The organism is Terribacillus aidingensis (genome assembly GCF_040703035.1).
Taxonomy (GTDB): Bacteria; Bacillota; Bacilli; order Bacillales; family Amphibacillaceae; genus Terribacillus.
On the sequence record NZ_CP159996.1, the window covers coordinates 2598742 to 2613788 of the forward strand.

Here is a 15047-nt window from a genome sequence, read left to right on the forward strand (position 1 = left end):
AAGCCTGCAGTATTTATACACTGCAGGCTTTTCTATTAACTTGGAGGATTCGATGAAACCAGAACGCATACTGACCGTAGAAGCATCCGACTCTCTGAATTTTCTCTTGTATGTAAATAATTACGTTAAACAGGAAAAGCACCGCTTCCCGTACTTAGAAGGAAATCCATGGAATTTGCAAGAACCATCAATTTTACAGCCGTTATTACAGCATCACTGGAACGAAACCTTAACTGCACCTACTTATCCTCCCCTGCCTGTTTACCAACAAAAAGAAAAATTCCGTTTACTTTTTCATGATGAAAACAGCTTTGAAAGCTGCTTGAACACCTTCTATTCATGGTGGGGAAGCATGGCCGGAAAAATGGCTATTGAACGTTTTGTCGATCAAGACAGCATCAATTCGTTGTATACCCTTTTCCTTTTAACCAACAAAGATCAACTAACCATTAATCTTCTTTACGAAAATGACATTCTGGGAAGCCCCATCGTTGATAATCAGCTAGTTCTTAGCTTAAGAGAAACATTTGTGAGAGAGGAAATGATAACAACAATGCAAGATCGTCTAACTTTTAATGGGAATAAGTAAGAAAGCTTGAGTTATATACACATAATGTTGCAACTCGTATACACTTGTAACGTGCAGAGCGGGGAATCATCTACAGTAAAAAGCTCCGGCAATGTGCCGGAGCTTACATTATTCTTCATCTGATATTCTTCCAAGGAAGAATCCATCTACCTCGCTAATCTTTCCGCGCCATAGAAGATCAGAATTAGCTGGTGTAGTTTTATTTTCTGATAGATATGTGGACATATTTTTTAAATGAATGTACTCCGCATTGCTTTGCTTGGTGTCCGCCGATTCCTCCGCCTGCTTCAAAGCTTCCTTCAATTGCTTAGCCACATCATTTTTTTCTGAGATGCTGTCTTTTAAATTGGAGAAATAAGATGCGGCTGAAATGATAGTCCCAGTGACCAGCCCACCTTTCACATGCAGTGTTATATCCGTGGAGAAATCATGATGATTAGCTGCTTGTACAAAGAATGATAAGATTTCATCTTTAGCCATTTTCAACCCTCCTAATTACTTTGTTACGTCATCTTGTCGCACGATTGTTATTCCATTGCTGTTCGCAGTATCTTCCTCTTTTGACGAGTTATCATTCAAAAGCTGGTTCAATTTATTTTCCAATTCTTCGATTTTCTGCTTTAAATGCTCATTCTCATCACGCAGGTTCTCGTTAGCTTGGTTGTTCTGGCTGCTTGGATCCTTTTGTTTATCCTGATTGTTGTTATCATCTTGATTTTCTTGATTGTTGCTATCATCTTGCTTATCCTGATTGTTCTTATCATTTTGATTGTCCTCGTGGTTCTTATCATTCTCGTTCTTTTCTTCTTGTTCTTCTGTGTTATTATCTTCGTCCGAACTCTTGTCTTTTTTAAATTTATCCTGCACCATATTGATGGTCTGGTCTTTCATCTGCTTAACTGATTCACCTAAGTCTTTTCCCGTCACCTTCGTTTTCGCTGATTTGAAAGTACCTGCGATTTTCTTCCCGATATTTGGACTAGTTAGTAGTCCGATTGAGGCTCCGGCTATACCACCTGCAATTGTCCGATTCCAAGTATTATCTACCTTCCTTACTTTATCTGCTGTTTTAACTACTGCCTTATTTACAACTTTATCTTTCATTTCACTCATTTTCTGTTCCTCCTTAATCCGACATTTTTTGTTCTAGTAATTCCAGGCGTTTCTGAAGCTGTTCGTTTTCCTCCTGCAGCCTTTTCGTATTGCTGTCTGCTTTTGAGGATAGATATGGATCTGATTCCCACCAGTCTAAGCCAATTTCTTTTGCTTTATCGACCGAGGCTACGATTAAACGTATCTTGATGGTAAGCAGTTCTACATCAGCTATCCCTACTGTGATGTCCCCAGCAATAACGACACCTTTATCCAGTACTTTTTCCAATACATCGACCAAGTTACTCGTGTTGCTCTGAACGACTTGTTGATCTGCCATGTTTTCACTTCTTTCCTGGTAAGAGATTTCCTAATGGGCCAAGGTCAATATTCAAATCTTCATCTTTTAAGTTGAAGATTAGCTTCAGTTCTTCCATCTTTAATTCCAAATTCATCAATGCCATGCCAAGATCTTCAATTTGCTGATCCGATAGTGTTCCGCCTTCCACCCGACGAATGGCATGACGTTCGACAATCTGGCGAAGCAATTCGATCACTGTCATAACTAATTGTGCCAAACCATGTTCCGCATCATCAGGATCTAAATGGATTCGCCCGCTCTTCGGCTGCTGCACTTCCATGTTCCAACTCCTCCTTCTGTTTATCAAATGCTTCTGATGTAAAGTCCATCCGTGTATTACCGGATTGATTTTGTACTAGTGTCTCAACAGAGGCAATCAGCACTCGCAAGTCTAAGTACACTAAGTCAACTCCAGCAATTGAAATAATTAAATCTCCTTTTATTGCAACACCCTTATCGAGGATGACATCAAGTATATCTATCAAGGAAACATCCTTGTTTCTGTCGATCGTCTCACGTGTATTCATCTTGTGCCTCCATCTAATAGACGAAATGATAAGCTGGCCAAGGTCCAGTTGCTTCGAATCTCCATCCAGACGAAGCACTTTCTTCATTTTTCTGTTGAACAAGCTCTAAAAATGCTTCTACTTGGTTCTCCTGGATAAGATAAACACTATTCCAGCTCATTTCCAGCTCACGACCTGTGACGTCCTTGCTCCAGGCTGTCTTCACTTTCTCTTCTGAAGCAATTTCAGTTAGTTCAGCATGTACCTGTTCACAGAATTGGTTTTTCTCTTTTTCTAATTCACCATCAACAAGCTGATCGATTTTCCGCTTTTTAAAGAATTGACGGCCGGGAGGCAAGCTCTCTATTTCCTTCATCTTTTCTTTAATGCTGGGGCTGTGCTGCAGTACGTGCTCACGGAGGGGTTCATCATCACAGTAGATTTTCAGATTCCATTCCTGGCTGTCTTTAATTCTGACAAATAGACTTTGGATTGTATCTGCTTGTTCACGCAGCTTCTCTTCCAGACTGTCCTGACTCAGGTAGATTGTACAGAACTTCATTGGAATCAGCGTATACTGCTTTTGCAAATCAAGCAGCACTTCATGATGGTGCATTGCACTCTCCTGAAGCCATTCAAGGTCGTCCTTCATTCTCGACTCCAATGCTTCCCCTTCATACGCTTCCGCATCCACTTTCGTATAAATAGCTGCAATATCCCCGTATATTGCAACCGCTGCTTGCTGTTCCTTATCAATGCCAGCAAAAGAAGAAAATGGCGTTTTATCCAGTTCAATAACAGGTACAATACCGTATAAATAAATATAATTTTCCTTCTGTTCCATATCCCTTACTCCTTATCCTCTTCTTCAGCAAGCTTTTCCCACTCATCCAATTCACGCTGCTTGGCTACTTCATAGCGCAGCAGCAGTTCCTGTTCCTTTTCTTTGTATGCCGCTTCTGAGATTTCCTCCAACTCATACAGCATCTGCAGTTGAATCAACTTTTGCTGTATAACGGAGATATCGAAATACTCCTTATCAGCTTCGCCCTTAATTTCTCGCCCAATTCTTATCAGTAGTTTGATTGGTGCAGAGACCAGAAAAGGGATCATGATGGCTTTTCAACCTGTAAACGAATATTGATAAAGTTATATGCTGGCCATGGGCCGGAATATTTAAAATCTACTTTTCCTTCCCATTTGTCATGGAGCTCATTGACTGCTTCATCAAATTGAGATTCTTTTTCCTTATCCAGCAAAAACGCACTGTTAAGCAGCATTTTCTCGCTGATCGGTTCATTTGCTTTTGCTGCTGTGGCGAGCTTCTGAAGCGGCGTAAGAATCTGTTCTTCCATTTGCCGGCGCTTGTCTGTAAAGAACTTCTGTGTTAGTTCACCAAGCTTCATTCGATCATAGTATCCAGCTTCCTTGGATTTTTTGCTTACGGCTTCTTTCAGTCTGACGATAGCAGGATCTTTATGAATTTCCTCCTCCAGCCATTCCTGTTTGCCGATCACTTTCAATCCCAGCTCGATCTTATTGCGAATCTCCGGAAATAGTTCTGTAAACTGAGGTTCTAGTTTCTTCAGTATCACCTTGGCATCTTCATCCGTTTTAAAAACATTGCCGAAACTGACCGGAATCATCTCTTCCTGTTTCTTCATGACAGAGGAAAGGATAGCTTGATGAGCCATTAAATTATCCTTGGTAGGATGATAAATTTTCTGCGGAACTTTAGCCGCCACAAATGCCATATCCCTATGGTGAATCATATATGTGCTTCCAGAAACGCCATCCAGCTCCACATCTCCGAAGCTCGGCTGAACCGGATTCTGTACTGCGCAAAATACATACGTTCCATTCATTGCTGCTGCCTCCTTTATTAATGATCTACTGCACTTCTGTAACGTGTACTTTGTCTTGAATAAGATTCAATTTCTGCATCTTTATTCAGTGTGACGCTATACACACCAAGCATTTCGTCTTTTGCATACTTCTTCATATAATCCCTTTCTTCAAATACTTCTATAGTGACAGTCCATCCGTCTGCACTATCTTCACCCTGTCTCGGTTCCACTGCTGTGATTTTATGGGGCGGCGCGATATATTCTTCAAAGAAGCTGCTAACTTTTTTCATGATTTCTGTAATGCTCATATTCCCCCCCCTTTAACTAAATTATGAAAGAGGAAACAGTCCTAAAGCCTGCTCTCCTCATACACTGAATAAGGAATTGCTTCGTTCATTCTTTTGCTCCGGTAATCCCTCATTTTGTACTTCGTCACGCAATAGCCCGACTGCTTCCGCATATCGCAGCCATGTATCCACACTTGCGATTACGACTCTGGCCTCGATTGTTAGAATTTCAATTCCTACTACAGAGACCCGGACAAACGCGTCAATTACAATCCCTTTATCTAAAATGCGGTCAATTACATCTGCCAAGCCGGAACTATCTGTACTTTTTTGAACTGCCATGTTAAACACTCCTTCTTATTTTTTCTTCACGTCGCTCAACTTTTTCGCTGCTGCCGGCCCTTTTACATCCCGGTAGCTTTTTATATCTTCAATATGTTTGATTTTAGAAACAGACTTGACTTGCGGGCCATGGTTATCAGATCCGCGGTCACCCTCCACCTTGTCCTTCATCTGCTTTGCAGTATCCTGGAGTTCATCTTTCCAATCCAGTAATTTCGTCCTCAGCTTATCGGCCGATTGCTGAGCCTTTTCGTGTACATCAGTACCTTTGTTTTCCTTGATATGTTCAAGTTTTGAAGCGGCAGTTTCTGCTTTTTCTCCTACCTTATTCGATAGAGAGGCTTCCATTTGATCCTTTGCTATCTGCCCCATTTTTTTCTTAAGGTTTTTCTTCTTTTCCTCGGGAATAGCTTTTTTTAGAACACCGGTTACCAGCCGCGTTGCTGCCTTAGCTGTTATTGTTTTGTAAGCTTTAACGATTGCTCACCTCCTGTGCACATAGAAGCTACATTCCCAGAAGTAATCACTTTTATAGCAAAAAAATTGTGAATGAAGATATTGGCATCATTGGTAACAAAAAATAAGAAAACCGCGCTATCTGATGCGATAGCGCGGTTGCAACGTTTCTTGCTCTTAATAATATTGTTAATCACTGTTTCCTTGTAAAGATGTTCATTTTTTAGTTGACTTTCTAATTTCTAATAAGTGGAATCTTACCTTATATTCACCACATAATCATGTGCAGTTAATCCATAGACACTTTTGAAATGCTTATTCAAATGAGTCAGATCAACAAACCCACAAGCCGCAACTGCTTCATATATATCTTTGTTTTTCTCTATGATTTGCTTCGCATGCTGGACTTTGCTACTTAGGAAATACTGATACGGCGAAATGCCCGTATGCATGTTAAACAATCTAATAAATTTGTATTTCGAAATTTGTAATTCATGACTTATTTCATCCAGTTTTAGTACACCTTGAAGGTTGCTGTGAATCATTTCCTTCGCCTTCAGAATTAATGCATTATCCTTTTTACTGGTAGTATTTAATTCCGTTTTTGTGAGTCTATCTGCTAGAGAAACTGCTAGTTCATTACTTAGGACTTCTTCGGTTTCATTTAATATTGCCTGACCAAGTCTCAGGATCTTTTTTTCGAGTCCAGCATCATATACGATTGGCTCTGCAAAACGAATCAATTCCTTTTGCCCTGTAATTTCCTGCAGCAACTCCGGCTCCAAGTACAGCATCACATACTCAAGACCAGTCTCATCGTGTGCCATACCATCATGTGTCTGTTCCGGATTAAATAACATCACGCCATTTGGATAAGACAATTGCTTGTGGCCTTCCAAATTATATTGTTGTATACCTCGTAAGGTAACACCCATTGCATACTCCCTATGCGCATGTTTCTTATATGTGAATTCCTTCATGCTCGCCGACAAGACAGTGATCCCAGCCGACTTCTTATAGATGAACTTTTCCATTTCCTTCACCTCTGGTTATCTAAATCCATATCATGCAGGCTGCATAGAGTAAAAACACTGCCATGAGTATATTTACTACTTTGGTATGTTTCTGCAGGAATCTCTTAAAGATAGTTCCGAAAAGGATCCATCCAATGAAAGCCAAGAAACCAATTATCGTTATAACAGCAACAAAGATCAGTATCACTACATTTTCTGTATAGTTTTTCATAACGAAACTGGGAATGACAGTCAGTGTAAAGATAATCACCTTCGGATTTAAAAACTGCATGAAGAAACCGGATAGAAAAGTGCCGTTCAGTTGGCCGCTCTTTTTCGAGCTATCTGACTTATATATTTGATATGCAAGGTATACCATGTAAAGACTTCCGATTACTTGCAGGAAAACTAGTATTTTCGGTAAAACAGTTACAAGTACTGCATTCAGTATAGCAGATAGAAATAACAGCAGACTAAATGCGAGGGTCGCTCCGTACGTATAGCGCATTGCTCTTTTAGTACCAAATTGATTCACAGTTGATAAGATAACAATATTCGTAGGTCCAGGTGTAAATGTAACGATAAAGCAGTAAATAAGAAAAGAAGTGATATTCATGCTGACTCTCCTTTTTCAGTGGTCTAACATGAATATAAACCGAAACAACTGGTGTTATATAGTACATTATTGCAATTGCTTTCCAATAAAAAAAGACTGCCCTATAGGCAGTCTCCACAAATCTTCAACCTTATTCAGCAACGCAATTATTTTTCCGCGTTGCTAAACTCACTATAATCATGACAACGCAGTTGATGACCAAAGCAATGATTCCCGTGTTCACATCATTCCATGATGCTGGCAAGGCTGGGATAAGATCCACTAAGGTTGTTTGACTGATTGTAATATACGCAACAGTTATTAGTCCGGCAATGATTCCCGCTGCTGCCCCATACTTATTGATGAAGCTGCGCTTCCACAAGCTGCAGAATAGTGACGGAGCGAGTTGCGTCATCAGACTGTAGCCCATCAATATGATATTCGATAACGTTGCTCCTCCGTGCAGTGTGAAATAGACTGCCAGCAAGGAAACAATCGGAACAAACAATCTAGCCAACTTTCCTATTGTCTTGTCACTTGTCTTAGGTGCAAACACCTGATAGATATTTTTTGCAAGTAGAGTGGCTGTATTCATGACCAGCAAGGAACCTGGTACCAACGCTGTCAGCAATCCCGCGCCGCCGATGATACCGATCACCCACGGGTCGAAGGTCTCAATCGATAGTCGCAATAGGGAAAGATCCACATCTTCCCCTTCCAATCCAGGCACAGCCAGAATCGATGCTGTTCCGACGAAAAAGACGAATAAAAGCATAAGTGTATAAAGCGGGCTTATTATCGCGTTTTTACGGAAGACCTTCTCGCTTTTCGCTGTATACGTGGAACTGAACACTTGCGGCCACATATAGAACCCAAGCACGAGCAGCAAAACAGTTGAGATGACCCATGTCATACTATAGCCTTCATCCGGGAACTTGAGAAATTCAGGGTTAGCCGCGTGAACTGCCTCGAACATAGGCTGGAAGCCGCCATAATAATGAAGCGGCAGATAGATACCGAGGAAGCAAATGACGATTACCATGACAATATCCTTGATTGCAGCTGTCCATGCTGAACCATGTACGCCCGAAAGCATCACATAAATCGTTAAGCTGATAGCGCCGATCCATACAGCAGTTTGCATAGAAATAGCCCCATATGATGCTTGTGAAACGATGATTCCCAACCCCTTAAGCTGCACAACAATGACAGGAATCATACCAATCACCCCGACTAGTGCAACAAGTACACCTAGATACGGACTGTTAAACTTACTGACGAAGAAATCAGATTGTGACACAAGTCTATGTTCCTTCGCGTATCGCCATATGACCGGCAAAAGCCAATAAGACATAACATATGACAAACCAATATACATAAGTACATATAAAGCAGGTGCGCCTTTCCCATATGCCCAGCCGCTTCCACCCAGGAAGGAGAATGTTGTATAAATTTCCCCTGCCATTAACAGGAAGACAAAAATGCCGCTGAATCCTCGGCCTCCGACTGTCCATTGCTCCAGGTCCATATCCTTTCCTTTTGTGGATCTGATCCCCAGGAAGACTGCCAAAAGCAAAAATCCCGATATAATTATAAGTGCAATATTCATTTTTTCTCATCCTCTTTATTCCGTGGATCTAGTTTGTACATGATTGCCAAGATAACCGATGTAAGAACAGTCCATAGAACCACCCAAAACATCACGAACGGCATGCCAAGTACAAAAGGTTCCACTCTATTTGCGAATGGGAGGAATCCCAGCATCCCGATGAAGGGAATGACAGTGAGAAAATATAAACGTTTCATTTTTGATTTCACCATCCAAGTTTGTTTTACATTGCTTTTCTCTCAAAAAGCACATGATGATATCATAATCCTTCTGCTCTTGATAAGCAAAATTAATTTAACAAGAAGAAATCAAGTGGTTAAGACAAAAGTGCTATAGCCAAAAAAATCCGAACGAAGCAAATCTTTCATTGAATTTGCATCGTTCGGATTTTTTATTCGAATTACTAGTATGGATACCGCTCCGGCAGAATACTTCGCTTACCGCGGGCACAGCCTCAGCCTCCTCGCGGAAAATCACCGCTGTGGGGTCTTCGACTTGTGCTTTTCCCGCAGGAGTCTTCGTATTCTGCCTGCGCTGCTGTATCGATATATAAAAGAGATATTAGTTACTACTAATAACTAGCGGAGGAAATACACGGAGACTCCTCAAAATAAAGACCAATTTTTTCGTGCGATGTTATACAAAGTAGCATTCCTTGTCCTGCGGAAGGAAGGCCTAGGTGAGACCCCGGAGTGCGCCAGCACGAGGAGGCTCACCAGCCACCTGCTATACAAACAAGGATTTTCTGCATCAAACGAATATATCCATAATCAATACGCCGCCGAATGCTACAAATGACAGTATCGTTTCGAGAACGGTCCATGTTCGGAATGTCTCTTTGACGGTAAGTCCGAGGTACTCCTTGACCATCCAGAAACCGGCATCATTCACGTGGGAGAACATGAGGGAACCGGCTCCGGTAGCGATGACGAGTAGCTCTAGATTGACACCTGACATGTGCGCGATGATCGGAGATACAATACCTGCTGCTGTTGTCAGCGCAACTGTTGCGGATCCTGTTGCAATTCGGATCAGGCCGGCAACGATGAATGCGAGTACGATTGGAGAAAGAGATAGATGCTCTGACATTTGCGCAATTGTATCGCCAACTCCACTGTCGATGAGCACCTGCTTGAACCCTCCGCCAGCACCAATAATCAAGATAATGGAACCAACCGGCAGGATGCACTCCTCCGTCATTCTCTTCAAACGATCCTTATTCATACCTTGACGGAAACCAAGGAAATAGTAAGCTGCAAATACTGCAATCAATAGCGCTACTAACGGACTTCCGATAAAGACAAGCAGTTTCTCCGCTAGACTAGGAAGCGGCAGATATGGCCCAATTGCTGACAATATCATCAATATGACTGGCAGCAGGATAACAAAGAAGCTGATACCTGTGCCTGGCTTGCTTTCAGGCTGTGTCACTTTAATGAGATTAGGCTCTCCTACTGGAATAACCCGTTTATGCACCCACTTGGCAAATACCGGTCCGCCTAGAATACCTGCAGGGATAGCGATAATAAGGGAGTACAATAATACCATTCCAAGATCTGCCTCGAAAATGCTGATAGCTGCCAGTGCACCTGGATGCGGCGGCACAAGTCCGTGCACAATGGATAGACCGGCTATGACAGGCAAAGCGATCAGCAAAATATTCTGCTTTGTTGTCTTATAGATACTGATAACAAGCGGGAGTACGATCAGAATACCCACCTCAAAAAATACTGGAATTCCGATGATGAAACCGGCAATAAACATAGCCCACGGTAATCTTTTCGGCCCAAACATCTTTACGAAGAAGTCTGCCACCTGATTACCGGCACCCGAATCCGCCATCATCTTACCAAGGATCGTACCGAGCGCAAGGATACCGACTAGATGCCCAAGGACACCGCCGACACCTGTCTCATAAGCTCCGACAATCTGATCAAATGACAAACCTGCGGTAATGGCAAGGAAGAGACTGGCCACGGTCAAGCTGATAAACGCATGCCATTTGAAAACCGTGACACCGATGATAACGATCACGATTGATAATAAGGTCATGAGTAAAAGATAGATTTCCATCTCTCGATTTCCCCTCTCTCTATTTAAGCGCTTTCAAACCTATAGGCGAAAGTTGCTGCTTTAGCGCAGCATCCTCCGCTGGAAATCAGCGATTCGTTCATATTCTGTTTGGAAGCTTCTGGACAACTGAATATAAATACTCATTAGTTCCTGATACACTTCTACACAATCCGGATCTGGAGTATGATGATACGTTCTGCCAATCATATCGTTTACCACATCAAAGGAATCGATATCCCCTAAGCTGTACAAACCGAGAATAGCTGCTCCTAAGCAGGAGCTTTCATAGCTTTCCGGTATATGCACTTCCTGATCGAATATATCCGCCATCATCTGTCTCCACATTTCAGATCGTGCAAATCCACCTGTTGCTTGGATTCGTTTCGGCTTACCGGTAAGTTCCGTTAAAGCAAGCAGCACAGAGTACAGATTGAAAAGCACACCTTCCAGCACCGCCCGGATCATATGCTCCTTTTTATGATGCAGACCAAGTCCGAAGAAAGAACCGCGGGCATTGGCATCCCAAAGTGGTGCCCGCTCCCCGGCAAGGTATGGATGAAATAGCAAACCGTCTGATCCTGGATTTACCGTTGAAGCGATTTTTGTCAGCACTTGATATGGATCGATACCAAGTCTAGCTGCTGTTTCTGTCTCAGCAGCTCCGAGTTCATCCCGTACCCAGCGTAGCACGACGCCTCCGTTATTCACGGGACCACCGATAACCCAATGATTCTCCGTCAAGGCATAACAGAATATACGGCCCTTCGGATCAGTTGTCGGTTTGTCCGTTACAGCTCGGATCGCGCCGCTGGTTCCGATTGTTACGGCTACTACACCTTCTTCGACGGCGCCGACACCAAGATTCGAAAGGACACCATCACTTGCACCAATGATGAATGGTGTTTGCCGCAGCACACCAAGTTTTTCTGCCATTTGCTCGGTGAGACCAACAAATTGGTACGTCGTCGAAACAGGCTCAGATAGTTTATCTTCCGTAACCCCAGCTACCTGCAATGCTTCCTTATCCCAAGCAAGCTCTTCCAGGTTGAACATTCCGGTTGCAGATGCGATGGAATAATCGACCTTATAACTGCCGAACAGTTTGAAAAAGACATACTCCTTAATAGAGATGAACTTAGCTGCTTGTTCAAAAGTGGCTGGATGTTCTTCTTTAAGCCAGCGCAATTTTGATAGAGGAGCCATCGGATGGATCGGTGTGCCTGTGCGTAAGTAGATGCTATGGCTATCCGTCTCTTCTTTGATTTTTTCCGTCCATTTCGTCGCGCGGTTATCAGCCCATGTGATACATGCTGTGAGCGGTTTATCATTTGCATCAACTGCTATCACACTGTGCATGGCGGAACTGAAGGAAATACAGCGGATTGCCGCTTTGTCTACGCCGCTTACCTGAATCGTATCCCGGATTGCCGTTACAACAGCTTGGTAGATGACTTCCGGATCTTGTTCTGCGGTTTCAGCTGTAGGCGAATGCAAAGGATATTCAATGCCTTCCTTTGCAATTACCTCACCCTCGGTTGTGAACAGGACTGTCTTCGTACTTGTTGTGCCCATGTCCACACCGATCATATAGGAAGCTGCCAACGTCTTCCCCTCCCTTTTCTTTAGCGTTTCACCACTGCATGTCCACCGAATTCATTTCGCAGTGCTGCTACTACTTTTCCAGAGAAAGTATCTTCGTCCAAGGAACGGTAACGCATCATAAGTGACATTGCGATGACTGGAGTTGCAGCTTGCAATTCAAGCGCCGTCTCAACCGTCCATTTTCCTTCACCGGAAGAATGCATCACGCCGCGAATCGCATCAAGTTTTGGATCCTTGCTGAAAGCAGATTCCACAAGTTCCATCAACCAAGAACGGACAACGGAGCCGTTGTTCCACATCTTCGCAACTTGCTCATAATCAAAGTCGTAATCACTTTTTTCTAACACTTCGAAGCCTTCGGCAATTGCCTGCATCATGCCATACTCGATTCCGTTATGGACCATCTTCAGGAAGTGACCGCTGCCGCTTTTACCAGCGTAGTGATAGCCATTTTCCACGCTGATCGCTTGGAAGATAGGTTCAATCGTCTTGAACACCTCTGCATCGCCGCCAATCATTGTACATACGCCGTTACGAGCACCGTCTGTTCCGCCGCTTGTACCAACGTCGAAGAAGTGTACGCCTAGTTCAGCGAAAATTTTGGATCGTTCCACGGATTGCTTATAGTTAGAGTTACCGCCATCCATCAGGATGTCTCCCTCGGATAGATAGCCTTTTAATTCCTCTAGCACTTTATCAGTGATTTCACCAGCCGGTACCATCGACCAGACAATTTTAGGGCTTGGCAGCTGTTCTACCAATTCTTTTAAAGAACTTGCAGCTGATCCCTTGGATTCAGCGAATTTAGCACGTGCTTCTTCACTTACATCAAAAGCTGTAACATCGAAGTTATTATCCAATAAGTTCAAACCAAGATTGAATCCCATTTTTCCAAGACCGATTAATCCAATATGCATGATAAGTTAGCTCCTTCAAAATAATTTTCGATTTATGATACCATAATACGAAAATAATTTTCATATAGCAAGCGCTTTCAGTTAATTTGTGCTATACTGCTTGTAACAAATAGGACGAAAGGCAGCTGATTTTCTTGGCACAACAAGGTTTAACGGGGATTCGTTCACACTATCCAAGACTGAGTGAAAAAGAGAAAAAAATTGCAGATTTCATTTTGGAACACCCGGAAAGTATTGTTCACCAGACTATCAGCCAAGTAGCAGATCAGCTCGAAGTAGCAGATGCTACTGTTTCCCGTTTCTGTAAACGAATCGGCTACAAAGGCTTCCAAGCACTGAAAATTGCTTTAGCACCAGAAATCATTTCTCCCAATAAGATGCTGCACGAAGACGTAAACGATACGGATGAGGCAAAAATGGTTGCGGAAAAGATTTTTCATTCCAATATCCGAACCCTGGAAAATACATTGCAGGTGCTGGACAAGGCGGAGCTGGAGCAGGCTGTCTCATTGCTCCTAGAGGCAAGAAGAGTGGAGTTCTATGGTTTTGGCGGATCGAATATGGTCGCAATGGATGCGTATCATAAGTTTGTCCGCTCTGGTGTGCTGGCCTTCGCGTTTCCTGATGCTCACTTGCAGCTCATGTCTGCTTCCCAACTGACCGACCAGGATGTTGCTTTTATCTTTTCTCATTCGGGAGCCAGCAAGGATGCCTATCAGCTGCTGCAGACCGTCAAGAAAACAGGCGCCAGAACGATCGCCATCACTGGCTTCCCCAAATCCCCTATCGGCCAGCAGGTGGACGTTGCCTTGCATACTAGCTCAGAGGAAACCGATTATCGTTCCGAAGCGCTCGCGTCGCGGATTGCACAACTGAGTATCATCGATGCTCTTTATGTAACAGTCATCATGCGTCAGAAAGAAAAGGCACAAACTTCCGTTGAAAAAGTTCGTAACGCTATCGCCGCAACAAAAATGTGACCCGCCAGAAGCTGACGGGTCACTTTCCATTGAGATTTACTGTTGTAATTTCGAACTTGTCAAACCGATGTCTTGCAAAGGAATACTCGAAGGCAATACCGGTATTGAGATAAGCGACCTGCTCTATCACAAGTACCGGTTCATTTTCGGATAATCCCAGTTCCTTCATGTCTTGTGCTGTTGCTTGCTCCGCTCTGATCCGGCGGCGTGATCCTGCAATTTTCAAGCCTAATTCTTTTTCCATGTATGCATATACCGAGTTATGCAGGACTGTCGGGGTGATACCTGGAATAAGCGGCGTCGGCATATACGTTTCTTCGATAACATGAGGATTATCATCGACACAGCGTACACGGATATGATGATACACAGGCGTATCTTCTGAAATGGCCAAGTACGATGCCACTTCAGCTGTAGGAGCAATCATGTCAAACAATAAAAGCTTTGAGGTAACTTGCTTCTCCTTCATTAAACTGGTAAAGCCGAGCGTTTCATTCGTTCCCACATGAATGTAATCCGACTGGAAGGAAGACTGCACAATGAATGTTCCATGTCCGCGCTTTCGGAAAACGATTCCCTCTGATGCAAGTACATCAAGCGCGCGCTTAACTGTCATCCTGCTGCAGGAAAATTCTTCGACAAGGCTATGTTCATCTGGTAACGGCTGGTCCAGAGGGTAGAATCCTGATTCGATACGATGTCTGATTTCTTCTGATATCACTTGATATTTCATAGTGTTCCTCCTCTGCTGCCGATCTGTTTGTTGTTAGCTTATCAA

General features: G+C 43.1%; 21 protein-coding genes. 2 read left to right on the forward strand and 19 right to left on the reverse strand.

What is annotated here, in order from left to right; translation table 11 throughout:
* The first annotated feature begins 52 nt into the window (after nucleotides 1-52).
* Complete coding sequence (locus tag ABXS78_RS13675) at nucleotides 53-589, forward strand: hypothetical protein (protein WP_366247659.1); 537 nt, start codon at nucleotides 53-55, stop codon at nucleotides 587-589.
* A gap of 108 nt (nucleotides 590-697) precedes the next feature.
* On the opposite strand, the gene gvpU is transcribed toward ABXS78_RS13675, so the two are convergent.
* From gvpU to gnd, 18 genes are all read right to left on the reverse strand, one after another.
* Entirely contained in the window at nucleotides 698-1069 is a 372-nt protein-coding gene (gene gvpU / locus ABXS78_RS13680; protein WP_366247660.1) for a gas vesicle accessory protein GvpU, read from the reverse strand.
* Nucleotides 1070-1084: 15 nt separating this feature from the next.
* Nucleotides 1085-1702, reverse strand: coding sequence for a YtxH domain-containing protein (locus ABXS78_RS13685; protein WP_366247661.1), 618 nt, complete (start codon nucleotides 1700-1702; stop codon nucleotides 1085-1087).
* Nucleotides 1703-1715: 13 nt separating this feature from the next.
* Nucleotides 1716-2021: a gas vesicle protein gene (locus tag ABXS78_RS13690; RefSeq protein ID WP_366247662.1), complete on the reverse strand. Its 306-nt coding sequence runs from the start codon at nucleotides 2019-2021 to the stop codon at nucleotides 1716-1718.
* A 4-nt stretch (nucleotides 2022-2025) separates the two neighbouring features.
* Entirely contained in the window at nucleotides 2026-2322 is a 297-nt protein-coding gene (locus ABXS78_RS13695) for a gas vesicle protein K (RefSeq protein WP_038564390.1), read from the reverse strand.
* On the reverse strand, nucleotides 2276-2569 hold the full coding sequence (locus tag ABXS78_RS13700) for a gas vesicle protein (protein WP_366247663.1): 294 nt from the start codon (nucleotides 2567-2569) through the stop codon (nucleotides 2276-2278). The genes ABXS78_RS13695 and ABXS78_RS13700 overlap by 47 nt, the downstream gene beginning before the upstream one ends.
* A gap of 13 nt (nucleotides 2570-2582) precedes the next feature.
* Nucleotides 2583-3392: a GvpL/GvpF family gas vesicle protein gene (locus ABXS78_RS13705; RefSeq protein ID WP_366247664.1), complete on the reverse strand. Its 810-nt coding sequence runs from the start codon at nucleotides 3390-3392 to the stop codon at nucleotides 2583-2585.
* 5 nt (nucleotides 3393-3397) lie between these two features.
* Complete coding sequence (locus ABXS78_RS13710) at nucleotides 3398-3661, reverse strand: gas vesicle protein GvpG (protein WP_095224211.1); 264 nt, start codon at nucleotides 3659-3661, stop codon at nucleotides 3398-3400.
* Nucleotides 3658-4413, reverse strand: a complete 756-nt coding sequence (locus ABXS78_RS13715; protein ID WP_366247665.1) for a GvpL/GvpF family gas vesicle protein — start codon at nucleotides 4411-4413, stop codon at nucleotides 3658-3660. The genes ABXS78_RS13710 and ABXS78_RS13715 overlap by 4 nt, the downstream gene beginning before the upstream one ends.
* Nucleotides 4414-4430: 17 nt before the next feature.
* Nucleotides 4431-4703, reverse strand: coding sequence for a gas vesicle protein GvpO (gvpO, locus tag ABXS78_RS13720; RefSeq protein ID WP_095224213.1), 273 nt, complete (start codon nucleotides 4701-4703; stop codon nucleotides 4431-4433).
* Between the two features lie 57 nt (nucleotides 4704-4760).
* Nucleotides 4761-5024 carry a gas vesicle protein GvpJ gene (gene gvpJ, locus ABXS78_RS13725; protein ID WP_095218620.1) on the reverse strand — a complete coding sequence of 88 codons (264 nt, stop codon included), beginning with the start codon at nucleotides 5022-5024 and terminating at the stop codon, nucleotides 4761-4763.
* Nucleotides 5025-5039: 15 nt separating this feature from the next.
* On the reverse strand, nucleotides 5040-5396 hold the full coding sequence (locus ABXS78_RS13730) for a hypothetical protein (protein ID WP_366247666.1): 357 nt from the start codon (nucleotides 5394-5396) through the stop codon (nucleotides 5040-5042).
* A gap of 341 nt (nucleotides 5397-5737) precedes the next feature.
* Nucleotides 5738-6514: an AraC family transcriptional regulator gene (locus ABXS78_RS13735; RefSeq protein WP_366247667.1), complete on the reverse strand. Its 777-nt coding sequence runs from the start codon at nucleotides 6512-6514 to the stop codon at nucleotides 5738-5740.
* Between the two features lie 19 nt (nucleotides 6515-6533).
* Nucleotides 6534-7109: a LysE family translocator gene (locus tag ABXS78_RS13740; RefSeq protein WP_366247668.1), complete on the reverse strand. Its 576-nt coding sequence runs from the start codon at nucleotides 7107-7109 to the stop codon at nucleotides 6534-6536.
* 130 nt (nucleotides 7110-7239) lie between these two features.
* Nucleotides 7240-8697 carry a sodium:solute symporter family protein gene (locus tag ABXS78_RS13745; protein WP_366247669.1) on the reverse strand — a complete coding sequence of 486 codons (1458 nt, stop codon included), beginning with the start codon at nucleotides 8695-8697 and terminating at the stop codon, nucleotides 7240-7242.
* The gene (locus ABXS78_RS13750) at nucleotides 8694-8894 is read right to left on the reverse strand and encodes a DUF3311 domain-containing protein (protein ID WP_095224264.1); all 201 of its coding nucleotides are present in this window, start codon (nucleotides 8892-8894) and stop codon (nucleotides 8694-8696) included. The genes ABXS78_RS13745 and ABXS78_RS13750 overlap by 4 nt, the downstream gene beginning before the upstream one ends.
* Before the next feature lie 553 nt (nucleotides 8895-9447).
* The gene (locus ABXS78_RS13755) at nucleotides 9448-10770 is read right to left on the reverse strand and encodes a gluconate:H+ symporter (protein ID WP_095224221.1); all 1323 of its coding nucleotides are present in this window, start codon (nucleotides 10768-10770) and stop codon (nucleotides 9448-9450) included.
* 60 nt (nucleotides 10771-10830) lie between these two features.
* Complete coding sequence (gntK, locus tag ABXS78_RS13760) at nucleotides 10831-12357, reverse strand: gluconokinase (RefSeq protein ID WP_366249945.1); 1527 nt, start codon at nucleotides 12355-12357, stop codon at nucleotides 10831-10833.
* 35 nt (nucleotides 12358-12392) lie between these two features.
* Entirely contained in the window at nucleotides 12393-13289 is an 897-nt protein-coding gene (gene gnd, locus ABXS78_RS13765) for a phosphogluconate dehydrogenase (NAD(+)-dependent, decarboxylating) (protein WP_366247670.1), read from the reverse strand.
* Between the two features lie 134 nt (nucleotides 13290-13423).
* Here gnd and ABXS78_RS13770 point away from each other — a divergent pair, with 134 nt between their 5' ends.
* Nucleotides 13424-14269 carry a MurR/RpiR family transcriptional regulator gene (locus tag ABXS78_RS13770; RefSeq protein ID WP_366247671.1) on the forward strand — a complete coding sequence of 282 codons (846 nt, stop codon included), beginning with the start codon at nucleotides 13424-13426 and terminating at the stop codon, nucleotides 14267-14269.
* Between the two features lie 19 nt (nucleotides 14270-14288).
* On the opposite strand, the gene ABXS78_RS13775 is transcribed toward ABXS78_RS13770, so the two are convergent.
* Nucleotides 14289-15002, reverse strand: a complete 714-nt coding sequence (locus tag ABXS78_RS13775) for a GntR family transcriptional regulator (protein WP_095224224.1) — start codon at nucleotides 15000-15002, stop codon at nucleotides 14289-14291.
* Between the last annotated feature and the right edge of the window lie 45 nt (nucleotides 15003-15047).

Bases quoted from the DNA above. Each gene is read 5' to 3' on its own strand.
- ABXS78_RS13685 (WP_366247661.1), bottom strand. From the start codon at position 1,702: ATGAGTGAAATGAAAGATAAAGTTGTAAATAAGGCAGTAGTTAAAACA.
- gvpO (WP_095224213.1), bottom strand. From the start codon at position 4,703: ATGAGCATTACAGAAATCATGAAAAAAGTTAGCAGCTTCTTTGAAGAA.
- gntK (WP_366249945.1), bottom strand. From the start codon at position 12,357: ATGATCGGTGTGGACATGGGCACAACAAGTACGAAGACAGTCCTGTTC.
- ABXS78_RS13730 (WP_366247666.1), bottom strand. From the start codon at position 5,396: ATGGGGCAGATAGCAAAGGATCAAATGGAAGCCTCTCTATCGAATAAG.
- ABXS78_RS13740 (WP_366247668.1), bottom strand. From the start codon at position 7,109: ATGAATATCACTTCTTTTCTTATTTACTGCTTTATCGTTACATTTACA.
- ABXS78_RS13755 (WP_095224221.1), bottom strand. From the start codon at position 10,770: ATGGAAATCTATCTTTTACTCATGACCTTATTATCAATCGTGATCGTT.
- ABXS78_RS13715 (WP_366247665.1), bottom strand. From the start codon at position 4,413: ATGAATGGAACGTATGTATTTTGCGCAGTACAGAATCCGGTTCAGCCG.
- ABXS78_RS13700 (WP_366247663.1), bottom strand. From the start codon at position 2,569: ATGAATACACGTGAGACGATCGACAGAAACAAGGATGTTTCCTTGATA.
- gvpJ (WP_095218620.1), bottom strand. From the start codon at position 5,024: ATGGCAGTTCAAAAAAGTACAGATAGTTCCGGCTTGGCAGATGTAATT.
- ABXS78_RS13710 (WP_095224211.1), bottom strand. From the start codon at position 3,661: ATGATCCCTTTTCTGGTCTCTGCACCAATCAAACTACTGATAAGAATT.
- gvpU (WP_366247660.1), bottom strand. From the start codon at position 1,069: ATGGCTAAAGATGAAATCTTATCATTCTTTGTACAAGCAGCTAATCAT.
- ABXS78_RS13745 (WP_366247669.1), bottom strand. From the start codon at position 8,697: ATGAATATTGCACTTATAATTATATCGGGATTTTTGCTTTTGGCAGTC.
- ABXS78_RS13775 (WP_095224224.1), bottom strand. From the start codon at position 15,002: ATGAAATATCAAGTGATATCAGAAGAAATCAGACATCGTATCGAATCA.
- ABXS78_RS13695 (WP_038564390.1), bottom strand. From the start codon at position 2,322: ATGGAAGTGCAGCAGCCGAAGAGCGGGCGAATCCATTTAGATCCTGAT.
- ABXS78_RS13750 (WP_095224264.1), bottom strand. From the start codon at position 8,894: ATGAAACGTTTATATTTTCTCACTGTCATTCCCTTCATCGGGATGCTG.
- ABXS78_RS13705 (WP_366247664.1), bottom strand. From the start codon at position 3,392: ATGGAACAGAAGGAAAATTATATTTATTTATACGGTATTGTACCTGTT.
- ABXS78_RS13675 (WP_366247659.1), top strand. From the start codon at position 53: ATGAAACCAGAACGCATACTGACCGTAGAAGCATCCGACTCTCTGAAT.
- gnd (WP_366247670.1), bottom strand. From the start codon at position 13,289: ATGCATATTGGATTAATCGGTCTTGGAAAAATGGGATTCAATCTTGGT.
- ABXS78_RS13690 (WP_366247662.1), bottom strand. From the start codon at position 2,021: ATGGCAGATCAACAAGTCGTTCAGAGCAACACGAGTAACTTGGTCGAT.
- ABXS78_RS13735 (WP_366247667.1), bottom strand. From the start codon at position 6,514: ATGGAAAAGTTCATCTATAAGAAGTCGGCTGGGATCACTGTCTTGTCG.